Annotated in this window: 14 protein-coding genes; 5 read left to right on the top strand and 9 right to left on the bottom strand. The window is 33.8% G+C overall.

Annotation, left to right across the window (positions count from 1 at the left end):
* The first annotated feature begins 293 nt into the window (after window positions 1-293).
* Both J4T76_RS00905 and gloA read left to right on the top strand, forming a co-directional pair.
* The gene (locus tag J4T76_RS00905) at window positions 294-794 is read left to right on the top strand and encodes a glycine zipper 2TM domain-containing protein (protein WP_267341554.1); all 501 of its coding nucleotides are present in this window, start codon (window positions 294-296) and stop codon (window positions 792-794) included.
* 236 nt (window positions 795-1,030) lie between these two features.
* On the top strand, window positions 1,031-1,438 hold the full coding sequence (gene gloA / locus J4T76_RS00900) for a lactoylglutathione lyase (RefSeq protein ID WP_267341521.1): 408 nt from the start codon (window positions 1,031-1,033) through the stop codon (window positions 1,436-1,438).
* Window positions 1,439-1,594: 156 nt separating this feature from the next.
* Here gloA and gmk read toward each other — a convergent pair whose 3' ends face one another.
* A complete protein-coding gene (gmk, locus tag J4T76_RS00895; protein WP_267341520.1) occupies window positions 1,595-2,218 on the bottom strand; it encodes a guanylate kinase in 624 nt (207 codons plus the stop codon).
* Between the two features lie 245 nt (window positions 2,219-2,463).
* Between gmk and J4T76_RS00890 the strand changes: the two genes are divergently transcribed.
* Together J4T76_RS00890 and J4T76_RS00885 are read left to right on the top strand one after the other, a co-directional pair.
* Window positions 2,464-3,159 (top strand): AzlC family ABC transporter permease, encoded by a 696-nt coding sequence (locus J4T76_RS00890; protein ID WP_267341519.1) that lies wholly within the window; start codon window positions 2,464-2,466, stop codon window positions 3,157-3,159.
* Window positions 3,156-3,479 carry an AzlD domain-containing protein gene (locus J4T76_RS00885; RefSeq protein ID WP_267341517.1) on the top strand — a complete coding sequence of 108 codons (324 nt, stop codon included), beginning with the start codon at window positions 3,156-3,158 and terminating at the stop codon, window positions 3,477-3,479. The genes J4T76_RS00890 and J4T76_RS00885 overlap by 4 nt, the downstream gene beginning before the upstream one ends.
* Window positions 3,480-3,526: 47 nt before the next feature.
* On the opposite strand, the gene J4T76_RS00880 is transcribed toward J4T76_RS00885, so the two are convergent.
* The 8 genes from J4T76_RS00880 to J4T76_RS00845 form a co-directional block, all read right to left on the bottom strand.
* Complete coding sequence (locus tag J4T76_RS00880) at window positions 3,527-4,426, bottom strand: heme biosynthesis HemY N-terminal domain-containing protein (protein WP_267356092.1); 900 nt, start codon at window positions 4,424-4,426, stop codon at window positions 3,527-3,529.
* Between the two features lie 10 nt (window positions 4,427-4,436).
* Entirely contained in the window at window positions 4,437-5,873 is a 1,437-nt protein-coding gene (locus J4T76_RS00875; protein ID WP_267341515.1) for a uroporphyrinogen-III C-methyltransferase, read from the bottom strand.
* Between the two features lie 226 nt (window positions 5,874-6,099).
* Window positions 6,100-6,828 (bottom strand): uroporphyrinogen-III synthase, encoded by a 729-nt coding sequence (locus tag J4T76_RS00870; RefSeq protein WP_267356094.1) that lies wholly within the window; start codon window positions 6,826-6,828, stop codon window positions 6,100-6,102.
* Window positions 6,825-7,748 carry a hydroxymethylbilane synthase gene (gene hemC / locus J4T76_RS00865; protein ID WP_267341512.1) on the bottom strand — a complete coding sequence of 308 codons (924 nt, stop codon included), beginning with the start codon at window positions 7,746-7,748 and terminating at the stop codon, window positions 6,825-6,827. Before hemC ends, J4T76_RS00870 begins: the two co-directional genes overlap by 4 nt.
* Before the next feature lie 124 nt (window positions 7,749-7,872).
* Window positions 7,873-9,240: an adenylosuccinate lyase gene (purB, locus tag J4T76_RS00860; RefSeq protein WP_267346042.1), complete on the bottom strand. Its 1,368-nt coding sequence runs from the start codon at window positions 9,238-9,240 to the stop codon at window positions 7,873-7,875.
* Between the two features lie 47 nt (window positions 9,241-9,287).
* Window positions 9,288-9,935, bottom strand: a complete 648-nt coding sequence (gene hflD, locus J4T76_RS00855; RefSeq protein ID WP_267356095.1) for a high frequency lysogenization protein HflD — start codon at window positions 9,933-9,935, stop codon at window positions 9,288-9,290.
* Window position 9,936: 1 nt separating this feature from the next.
* Window positions 9,937-11,055, bottom strand: a complete 1,119-nt coding sequence (mnmA, locus tag J4T76_RS00850; protein ID WP_267341508.1) for a tRNA 2-thiouridine(34) synthase MnmA — start codon at window positions 11,053-11,055, stop codon at window positions 9,937-9,939.
* A 256-nt stretch (window positions 11,056-11,311) separates the two neighbouring features.
* Window positions 11,312-11,998, bottom strand: coding sequence for a LexA family transcriptional regulator (locus J4T76_RS00845; RefSeq protein ID WP_267341507.1), 687 nt, complete (start codon window positions 11,996-11,998; stop codon window positions 11,312-11,314).
* Between the two features lie 146 nt (window positions 11,999-12,144).
* Here J4T76_RS00845 and J4T76_RS00840 point away from each other — a divergent pair, with 146 nt between their 5' ends.
* Window positions 12,145-12,369 carry a helix-turn-helix domain-containing protein gene (locus J4T76_RS00840; RefSeq protein WP_038517432.1) on the top strand — a complete coding sequence of 75 codons (225 nt, stop codon included), beginning with the start codon at window positions 12,145-12,147 and terminating at the stop codon, window positions 12,367-12,369.
* The last annotated feature ends 31 nt before the right edge of the window (window positions 12,370-12,400 follow it).

Genomic DNA, 12,400 nt, shown 5'->3' with positions numbered 1-12,400 from the left:
TATCAGACAAGCAACCATCATTTATTGATTAGGTTATTGCTTTTCGGTTGTCTGTAGTTCTTAGTTTATATTATGACAGGCGGATATCATAACTGATAATATTAAATGAAAAAATAACCGTTTCATATACTAATTGTATGGTAGATAAACTATTGAGCTGAGTATACCCCAACTTGATAATAAATAGTATTATCAATTGATAAAATAATGAAAAGTATATTGTCGTTTTTGTCAAAGAATATTAAGATTAAAATAGTATGAGCTTGCTCATGCTCAATATATATGAGGAATAAATTATGAAAAAAATTGTCACAGCAGCTCTATTAGTTACCCTGCTATCTGGTTGTAGCAACAGTGATATATATTCGGGTGATGTTTATACGACTGATCAAGCAAAACAAGTTCAACAAGTTAGTTACGGTACTGTCGTATCGGTCCGTCCAGTAAAAATTCAAACCAATGCTTCAAATGGTAAAAATGAAAACGTTGTAGGCTCACTAGGTGGCGCTGTGATTGGCGGTGTGTTAGGTAATACCATTGGTAATGGAACAGGTAGAGCTTTAGCCATTGCCACTGGTGCTATTGGTGGTGCGGTCCTTGGCAGTGCAATTGAAGATAAAACTAGTCAAACAAATGCTGTCGAATTGGAAATTGAGCGAGAAAACGGCGGTAATATTGTCATTGTACAAAAAGGTTCTGCTAATGAATTTTACGCAGGTCAACATGTACGTTTAGTAACAAATGGTAAACAAATAAGTGCATCACCACGCTATGGTCGTGCTTATAACAAATAAGAATTATAAAACCATTAACTTTCGCTTACTTGATTGGTGAGCGAAAGTTGAAATTTAAGTCTCATTTATAAAACTTTCATATTCATCATTTCAAGTGAATAATTGATTACTTCTAGAAAATCTTCCTATTTTCAATACCAATTCTGACGTTAATCTTAATATAAAAAAATTGCCTGCATAACCGCTAAAAGATAAAATCAGTTCGTGTCATTAACTGTTAAAAGGAACAATCAGCAATGCGTATATTACATACTATGATTCGAGTTGGAGATTTACAACGTGCCATCGATTTTTATACTCGAGTGATGGGAATGAAATTATTAAGAACCAGTGAAAATACAGAATATCAATATTCACTTGCATTTGTGGGTTATGGTGATGAAACATCCAGTTCGGTTATTGAACTTACCTACAATTGGGGTACAGAACAGTATAATCATGGAGACGCTTTTGGGCATATTGCCATTGGTGTGGATGATGTAGCTAAAATGTGCAATGATGTGATACAAGCAGGTGGCAAAGTTACGCGTGAAGCAGGGCCAGTTAAAGGGGGTAAAACTGTTATCGCTTTTATTGAAGATCCTGATGGCTATAAAATTGAATTGATCCAAAATGATCAAGCTGATAAAGCATTGGGTAACTAATTAAGTTATTCATTAAATCGCCGAATCATATCGGCGATTCATTCATTTATTGCATAAACTAAGCTTTGTAGATTTGCTATTGGTATTGAACTGCAACTTTTTAATCCATTTATGCAAATACTCAATTATTTTTATTTATTTAGGATTAATAATAAGTTATTTAGTAAGCAATTCTTTGAGTAATTGTTGATTTATTAAGGCTTGCTTTTTTTGTTCTAAACTGGCTGCGTTAATAATAGAATTTAAAGCATTCAAAGAACATTCAAAATCTTCATTGATGATAATGTAATCATATTCATTATAATGAGAAATTTCAGATTGAGCTTTTTGCATTCTTTTATTAATAACAGTCGCATCATCTTGACCTCGTTTAGTCAAGCGATTTTCAAGCTCTTTGAGTGATGGTGGTAAAATAAATATGCTTTTTGCTTGTGGCATTTTTTTTCTTACTTGCTGAGCACCTTGCCAATCAATATCCAAAAAAACATTAATGCCTTGCGATAAGCTCTTTTCAATCTCAGCTTTAGACGTACCATAATAGTTTTCAAAAACATGAGCGTACTCTACAAAAGCTTGCTCATCAATTAATGACTCAAAATGTTTATGATCAACAAAATAGTAATGTTTACCATGTAATTCACCAGGTCTTGGATTCCGCGTGGTATGAGAAATTGAAACTTTAGCAGGATGATGATCCTTTTGTTCTAAATAAGCTCGAATTAAACTTGATTTACCAGCACCACTTGGCGCTGAAATAATAAATAGCGTTCCAGTATACATATCTTTGATTGCCACTTTAATTAATATTAAGTTAGTGTATTGCCATAAAAACCTGTTTGGCGATATTATAGCAAAATTTAACGTTAGTTTGTCTCATATTATTATGAGGGTTGTTTAGTTGATATAAGTTTATGCTAAGTTAGTATATTATTTAAAAATATACTGAAATGTATGCTTAACCTGAATTTTTTTTACAAAAATTATAATTATTATCTGTTGTATCGTTATATTCTTAAGGAAAGAACATGTCATTAACTTTTAAAGAGGGCGTTTACGCTTGTATCCCAACTTTGTTAGGTTACATTGGTATTGGTATTGCGGCTGGCGTTGTTGGCAAATCAGCACATTTATCTGTATTAGAAATCACTTTATTGGCCGTGATTATTTATGCAGGGGCAGCACAATTTATTATTTCCGGATTGATGTTAGTTGCTACACCTATTTCAGCTATTATTTTTACAGTGTTTTTAGTCAATGCTCGCCATTTTTTAATGAGTATGGCGACCGCACCGACTTTCCGAAAGTCCTCATTAATCAACAATATTGGAATTGGTAGCCTATTAACAGATGAAAGCTTTGCTGTGGCAATGAACGCAATCGCTAACAAAAAACCTATTGATGCTGCATGGATGCATGGACTGAATTTAACTGCTTATATTACTTGGATTTTATCTTGCTTTATTGGCGCCTTAATTGGTGAGTGGTTGCCCGATCCTACAAAGTTTGGTTTAGATTATGCTTTAGTTGCAATGTTCATCGGACTTTTGTATTTACAGTTAATCAGTGATAAAACCAAAAGTTTGAGAAATCGACTTATTGCGATGTTAACCGTTGGCGTTTTATTGATTCTGTTATTACGATTTGTATCCTCTGAAATGGCAATTCTGATTAGCACTTTTGCTGGTTGTTTTATGGGCATTACAATGGAGCGTAAAGCATGACTACATATAGCTTATTGATTATTTTAGGGTGTGGTCTGGTTACTTGGTTACTTAGAGTTATTCCATTTATACTGGTACGCAAAATACAATTGCCCGAAATTGTTATCCAGTTTTTATCTTATATACCTTTGTGCATACTAACGGCTCTTTTTGTTCAAAATCTTTTTATTGCAAAACAGGACGAGTTTCCAGAACTTAATGTTGAGTATTGTTTAGCAGCTATTCCAACTATTTTTATTGCTATTTTGACTAAAAATTTAATGTGGATTGTAATTGTTGGCATGTGCTCTATGGCGGCTATTCGGTATTTTTTGGTTTAAAGATGATTGTTTCAGATAGAAAGAAGCAGGGCAAGAGCCCTGTATTTTTATGTTCTTTCTTTTGGTTCTAATTTGGCAATTGATCCAAGAATTTTATCTGCCTCAACCGTTTGACCTAATTGATTTAGATAATTTACCATCGCTCTTTTGTAAGTAACGTTATTAACAATTGCCTTAGGTTGTGAATTCCACCATTTTATTAATGCTAATGGATCACTATCGGTTGATAGTTGCTTGATACGACTTACATAGGCAACTTGTTTGAATTGTTCTAATCGCGATTCACTAAACGCCTCTGCTTTATACATAGCTGGCATAAGATCAATTATTGCTTGATAATCTTGTGTATTATAATAGATTTGATCAGCAAGCCTTAATACTTCCGCATTACGTGGTTTCTCATTCAATAACTTTTCAATTGTTGCTTTTGCTGCACTGTATTCACGGTTTTTAATTTGTAAACGTGTTTTTACTAATTGATAAGCTAATAATTCATTAGGCTGACAACGTTTGGCCGCTTGTTCTAGAGATTGATTCGCAGGAATCAATTCGTCGTTGTCAATTTGAGTCTGTGCAGCAAGTAAGAACGATAACGCTGTATTGGTTGAGGCTTTAGCACTTTTCATAAAAAATTTACTTGCTTGCTTATAATCACCTTCAAGCAGTGAAATTTGAGCTTGTTCGAGCCGTTTGGCCGATTTTTTAGGCGATTTTGAGCGTAACCAATTACCTAACATTGTTTTAGAATTAAAGACTTTTTTAAAAAACCAATAGACGACGTATAAACAAAGTAGCCCCAGTAATTCTAATATCATGAAGGAATTAAACGACATACTGATCTTATAATTGGCAACTTCAAAAATGGCTGATCCTTGATGACCTTGTAATAATGGACCCAGAAAAAATCCACCCACTAGCACTAAGAAAATAATTAATATTTTAAGCATCATTATTCTCCTATTTTGCCAACATTGAATGAACACGAGTTCGCATCAATTTTTCTAACTCATTTGTACTTTCTAATTGATTAGGTACAGATTGGTCGCTAATTGATTGGTTTAATAGCGTGTTAAGGTCATCTAAAAAAGTTTTAACACTTGGTGCTTTATCATCAAAATAAGCATTCACCCAAAGTGCAGCATCACTTAGCGCCCTTTGATAAATTAACTCTTGATGTCGAGGTACTGCTTGAGCAGCAATTAAAAGTCGAAAACGAATGTTTTCACGTAGATAAAGTGATTGTTCTAAACTCAATGGATCTTTTAAAATTTGGCATCTCAGCATTTGTTTTTCATCTAAACCTGCTTTAGATAAACAGGTTTTAAAGTTATTGTCTTTTTCATCCATTTTTTCAATGGTAAAAAATTTAGCCAGAAAGGCTTTTGTACTGGTAAGAAAATTACTTGACCAATCTGAAATGGATGAAGTAATACCTTGCTTATCAAGATCAGATTCTGAATTTATGTTTTGCGCACGGGTTATATCGGTATCGGACGGTGCTGTTTGGGTTGGGGTAACTGCGCCATCATGTTGTGTCATGCCTAAATTTATTTGCTTATAATTTCCTACTAAGGGTAATTTATTCAATGACTCTGAAAGCCCAACTAACTGCATGATAATGCCATCATAATCAATAAGACTTACCTTAGAGAGTGAATTAATGTCTTCATTAATCGCTTGTCTTGCTGGTATTAAACTTGGATCATTTGCTTGTGCTAGACTTACATCTGCATTTTTTAATAATAACCGAGCGGTTGCGTAATCGTGTTCATTCCAGATTTTTCTGCCAGCCAAATGCACTAAATAATTAGCTTGTGAAATTAGCCATACACTATAGTTTGTGGCTGACATGGACGTTAAACGCTCATTTATATTATGTATGTTTTGCTCACTGATTTTTGATACATCATTGATTTTATTTGATAACTGTTGTTGTGATTTTTGTTGTTCATTCAATTGATCTTCAACACTCTGTTCAAATGTTTTGATTTTTTGATTCTGTTTATTCACTGCTTCAATAATATTATTTTGGATGTCATGAATAATACTATCTTTGGTAGTTTGTTTTAAATTATTCAGTTCTGTTTGCAAATGAGCAATAGTCTTTTTTTGGTTTTCAACTTGTTTATGACCATGATAAAAAACAAAACCTCCAAGACCAATGGCTAATGCTATTGCTAACAGAGACAGTTTTGATACAGGTGCTTTATTGACATTAGATGATGTGACTTTTTTTTCAACTGTTGGACTAGATTGGGCGGTTATTGATGTTTTATTATCTTCTTTCATAGTTTTGTTCGCTTTATCTAAAGTAGTGATCGTGGATGAATGACTAAATGAGGAGGTGCTAATCGTTGAAAGTGTGGCATTGGCACCATAATATCGTAATGGCATAACTGATCTCATTTAGCGTTGATATAATTAATAATATTATGACATAGAGTTATCTTAGTTTTAAATAAAATTTGCTGTTTGAATTATCAAACTTGCATAATAACTTTTTTTAGCCCAGCTTTTTTATTACTTTTAATAAATTAAAAATTTACATATTAAAACACCATAAGATAAAAAAATGCGCTCATTATTTAAGCATGAGTGTTTTAATAATCGGTTGATTTTATTACAAAGGGAAAGAGAAGTTTTGTTTTACTGCATTAAAGATGGTTTGATTGTCGGCACTTTTTATTAATAAAACATTGCGCCATTGTAACTCTCTAGCTTTTGTAAAAATTCTTTGGCTGGTTACGATTAAATGACTCACCGTTTTGTGTACATTACTACTATAGGATTCCAGTTGATTTAGGTGTTCTAGACTGGTAATGATAATAAGTTGTTTTGAGATGTGCTTTGATAAAACATCTTTTCGATAACTCATGGGAATTCGAGTATAGCATTCAATTAATTTTACTTTGGCTTGGCGACGCATTAAAGTTTGTTCCAATAATTTTCGACCAGAATTACCACATAAGATTAGAACTGTACGTTGATTTACAGGATGATTTTGAAGTAACGTTAATAATCCTTCACTGTCTTCTCTATCAGGATAAAAAACGTCAACTTGAGCAAATTGCATAAATAATTGTGCTGATTTTTTGCCTATTGCAAAATAACGAATGCCCGCTGGCAAGATCAATTTAGTAACATTATGATTAATGGCATGAGTTACTTGGGGTGAAACCACTATCACTATATCATTGGGTAATAGCTGGTTTAACTGATACTGTAATTTAAGAATGTCACGACCTTGTGAAATTTTAAAAAAAGGTAAATGTTGTGCATATAGACCGGCTTGATTAAACAACTCAGTCAATTTTTCACCCTCTGGTGATGGTCTGGTTACAAAAATCATGCGCCCAATAATTCCGTTAAAATTGAACTTGCACCTTTATTTAATAACCATTTAGCAAGTTTTTCACCTAATGATTCAGCTTCGTTTATAGAACCTATGAGTTGATGTTTAATTATTTTCGAACCGTTAACTCGACCAACCAGACCCTGTAAGACTAATTCATCATCATCTTTCAGTTGACAATAACCGGCAATGGGAACTTGGCATCCACCTTGTAGGGCATTATTCATTGCTCTTTCAGCTTGGATACAGGCTCGACTCCTTTTATCGTCAAGAACAGAAATAATGTCCAATGTTTGTTTGTCGTCAGCTCGACTCTCAATACCAATAGCACCTTGACCAACAGCGGGCAAAACTATGTTGGTATCTATGTATTGAGTAATTCTGTGTTCTAAAGATAGACGTTTTAATCCGACGGACGCTAGAATTAAGGCATCATATTGTTCATCATCCAATTTTTTTAGACGTGTGCCTACATTACCACGAAGATCTTTAATGATTAAATGGGGATAATGATTTCGCAATTGACACTGACGCCGTAAACTTGAAGTACCAATAATCGCACCAGCAGGTAACTCATTTAGACTTGAGTATCGATTAGCGACAAATGCATCTCGTACATCATCTCTTTGGCAAATTGTTGCTAGCATTAAACCATCCGGGAATTGAGCAGGAATGTCTTTAATTGAATGAACCGCAATATCTGCTTCGTTATTTAATATTGCCTGTTCTAACTGCTTAACAAAAAGACCTTTACCACCAATTTTTGATAATGGACTATCAAGTATAATATCACCTTGAGTCACCATTGGTATAAGTTCAACCGTTAAGTTCTTATGCGCTAGTAATAGATTTTGTTTAACAAAATTAGCTTGCCATAATGCTAATGGGCTTTTTCGTGTTGCAATACGAATCTTCAATTCATTTTCCTAATTCGACAAATAGTGCTTTTTGTTGGGTTAACTCGGTTATTTTTATAGGGCTAAGGATGATTTGTGATCATCAATCCTTAGCGAAGCTGTTTCAACTGCTGTTCAGCAGATATTATAGTTTATCGACAAAACTGGCAGCGAAGCCAATATAATTAGCAGGTGTTAACTGTTTTAAACGTGTTTTTTCGTGTTCTGGTAAATCTAATGATTCAATAAATTGTTGCATTCCTTGAGCATCTACACGTTTGCCACGAGTTAATTCTTTTAATTTTTCGTATGGTTGTTCAATTCCATAACGGCGCATAACAGTTTGTATTGGTTCGGCTAACACTTCCCAATTACGATTCAGTTCTTCAAGCAAATAGGTTTGATTAACTTCAAGTTTGTTTAATCCTTTTAACGTTGATTGATAAGCAATAACGGCATAACCAATACCAACACCTAAATTACGTAACACGGTTGAGTCGGTGAGATCACGTTGCCAACGAGAAATAGGTAATTTACTGCCTAAATGGTTCATGATCGCGTTAGCAATGCCTAAGTTGCCTTCAGAATTTTCAAAATCTATTGGATTGACTTTATGTGGCATGGTTGATGAGCCAATTTCACCTGCAATGGTTTTCTGTTTAAAATGATTTAATGAAATATAACCCCATACATCACGGTCGAAGTCAATCATAATGGTATTAAAGCGGGCAACACAATCGAAAAATTCAGCAATATAATCATGCGGTTCAATTTGAGTAGTATAAGGATTCCATTTTAATCCCAATGAACAAACAAATTCTTCACTCAGTTTATGCCAGTCCACTTGTGGATAAGCAACCATATGTGCATTGTAATTCCCTGTTGCACCATTGATTTTACCTAATACCTCAACAGATTGGAGTTGTTTTAATTGACGTTGCAGTCGATAAGCCACATTGGCAAACTCTTTACCAATTGTTGATGGTGTCGCTGGTTGCCCATGCGTTCTGGAAAGTAATGGTAAATCTCGATACTCCTTTGCTTGCGAAATAATTTTATCAATAAGTTGTTGCCAATATGGTACTAAAACCGTTTCTTTGGCTATATTTAGCATCAGAGCATAGGATAAATTGTTAATATCTTCGGATGTACAGGCAAAATGGATAAACTCATTGATAGCATGTAGTTCTTCGTTACTGCTGACTTTTTCTTTTAAAAAATATTCAACCGCTTTCACATCGTGATTGGTGATTCTTTCAATTTCTTTAATTCGCAATGCATCTTGCTCATTAAAGTTTTCAATAATTTGATTAAGGTGTTCAATCGCTAATTGGCTTAATGCTGGGACTTCAGGAATATTTTCTTGAGATGCTAATTTTTGTAACCAACGGACTTCAACTTGAACGCGATATTTTAATAAACCATATTCGCTAAAAATGGTACGTAATTGTGTTATTTTCTCTCCATAACGGCCATCAATAGGCGAAAGAGCAGTAAGTGCGGATAATTCCATCGGTTTAACTCCGTGACTATTTTGAAATATCAAATATAAGATATACGTTAATAAGCTGTATTCATTGTTTGTAATAATTGCTGTGCTGCATCACAAATACGTTTGCGATGAAACAAAAATTGTAAACGGCTTCCACCGACTTGATACCATAAAATGGCCGATCGAATACAACCTAAAAGTGCCGTTCTCACTTTAGCCTGAACAAAAGCATTTTGTAAAAATTTGGCTTTACCTGTTATCTGTATTTTGGTGGAAATAGGGCTTACAATATCAGAATAGATTCCAGCCAATGAATAGGATAAATCTTCAATACTACTACCAATTATTTCATCATTCAAATCGGGATAAAGACTAGTAATGTGTGTTAATCTTTGAGATATCTTACTTAATGAATCATGCTTTTTAAGCAATTTATTGGTAATATTTAAGGAACTAAAAATATAACGCATTATCTCCATCTGTTCTTTTTGTCCAGATGAAAGTAGCTCAATAAGTGTTTGTAACCCAATTTTAATGTTACTAATGTCACCATAAACCTCTAATGTTGTTTTTGGTGAGGTTATAAATACACTTCTGATCGAGCGTTCATATAATGTTGTATTACAAATTCCTGAATTTGCTAATTGCGGAATTAATATTGCACTTTGCGCAATGCCGGCAAGAGCAATTGCAATATGATGATATTTGCTGTCCATTCTATGACTCCTTTCTGCCTATAATTCGCTCTTCAATGATGCCACCACCAAGACATACTTCTCCTTGATAAAAGACGGCTGATTGTCCTGGTGTTATCGCAGCAACAGGATGGGTGAATATCACTTCAATTTTATTTTCGGATAAAGGAGTAACCTGGCAAGCGATATCTTGTTGGCGATAACGTGTTTTTACGGTACATGTAAATGGTTTGCTGATAACTTGACGATCAACCCAATGCAATTGGCTAGCAATTAATCCATCAGAAAATAAAGCAGGATGGTCGTGTCCTTGTGCAACAATTAATTCATTATTGTGTAAATCTTTATCTACTACATACCAAGGAGTATCATCAGCTTGCTTTAAACCACCGATGCCTAAGCCTTTACGCTGCCCTAATGTATGATACATAAGCCCTTGGTGTTTACCAATTATTTCACCATCGACAGTGCGAATTGCGCCTGCTTTTGCCGGTAGATAGCGCGCTAAAAAGTCGCTAAATTTTCGTTCTCCAATAAAACAGATACCCGTTGAATCTTTTTTAGCTGCCGTCGCCAAACCCAATTGTTGGGCAATTTCTCGTACTTTTGGCTTTTCCAGCTCACCCACTGGAAATAGGCTTTGCTTAATTTGGGCTTCACTAAGTGTGTAAAGAAAATAACTTTGGTCTTTATTGTTATCGACACCACGTAATAATTCAACTTTACCATTACTTTCTCGTTTGCGCACATAATGACCGGTTGCAATGTAATCTGCGCCGAGATCTTCTGCAGCATATTCAAGAAAGGCTTTAAATTTAATTTCTTTATTACATAAAATATCAGGATTTGGTGTTCTGCCTGCTTTATATTCAGATAAAAAATGTTCAAATACATTATCCCAATATTCAGCTGCAAAGTTAATAGTGTGTAATTTGATATTCAATTTATCACAAACAGCTTGAGCATCGGCTAAATCGACGGACGCAGAACAATACTCTTCGGTATCATCTTCTTCCCAATTTTTCATAAACAAGCCAACAACATGGTAACCTTGTTGCTGTAATAAATAAGCTGAAACAGATGAGTCAACGCCGCCGGACATGCCGACAACAACTTTTTTAGATGTATTTATCTTTGACATAATAACAAAATAATAGGCTTAAGAATTACGATAATTTTATCATACCTCACTAAAAAAGCATAAAGTTATACCCATGGCAGTATGTTTGAACATGAGTGTTTTTCACTAAAACATAGGGTTAGCCTTAAACTTTTTCATATTTTTTGTAACTGATTTTAAAGTTGATGAGAAAAGAAAAAAAGCATTAATATTTGTTTAATAACTCTGTCGAATGATTTAACGACAGAGTTATTAAGATATCATCTGAAGGCTTTTATTAAAAATCCTTTAATAAATAGATAACATGCCCAATAATTTCAAAATTTTGTGGTGAGTTTTTATCAACCAATATTGTTGGATACTTAGAATTATCACATAATAATGCTAAGTTAGTTCCTTGATTTTGAATTCGCTTTACACAAATTTGATCATCATATTGTACCGCGTAAAGATAACCATCTATTGGTTTGCAATATGCTTTATTGATGATCAAAATATCATGGTTGGATATAGTCGGATCCATACTGTCACCTTTAGCCCAAACTGCAGTTAAATCTTCACTTTTACAACCTTGATTTTTTATCAAATTTATTTCAAAAGGAATGGATTCAATTCGTGATAATGGATTAACATTTTTAGTTAGATCATGAAAAGGAATACGAATTAATTCTGTACCTATAGAATTGGTAAGTAAACGACATTCTCCTTTTCCTGTCGCTAACCACTCAATGGGTACATCACATTTTTGTGCAATGATTGCTAATCGATTTAAAGATGGATAGGTTTTGCCTGATAAATAATCACGAATTACAGCTTCTGACATGCCAACTTTTTTGGCAAAAGCGTTACCGGATAGTCCTTCTAATAATAAAGTTAATCTATTTTTAAAGTTAATTACGCCCGTTTTCGTTAAAATGCTCGTTTTTTCGTGCTCATTTAGCGTTTTAAAATTGTTTTCATTCATTTTTTATTCCATTTTATAAATTTTTTCGTTTTTATAGTTTTGTTTCGTTTTTTTATGTGTTATTCTTTTTGCGGTAACACTTTACCATCATTGTAATGCCGATAATCATTACAATAGCAAAGAATTAACCTGAAGAGGATCTCATAATGAGCGAACAAGATCAAGATTGGTCACCATCAAGAGTTGTAGGTGAAATTAAAATTAGAGGTGGAAACTTAAGAGCGCTATCAAGATCAAGTGGCTTACAAGCTGATACTTTGAGAAATGCATTATATCGACATTGCCCTAAGTATGAACGAATTATTGCTGAATATTTACAAGTTTCTGTTGAAACAATTTGGCCTTCACGTTATAGCATTCAAGCAAAATAGTTATTTTTTGTTACTACATGAATTATAATTT

Source organism: Gilliamella sp. B3022, from assembly GCF_028751545.1.
In the GTDB taxonomy this organism is placed as follows: Bacteria; Pseudomonadota; Gammaproteobacteria; order Enterobacterales; family Orbaceae; genus Gilliamella.
The sequence above is the reverse complement of the archived record's forward strand: the minus strand, read 5'-3'. Positions and strand labels throughout refer to the sequence as shown.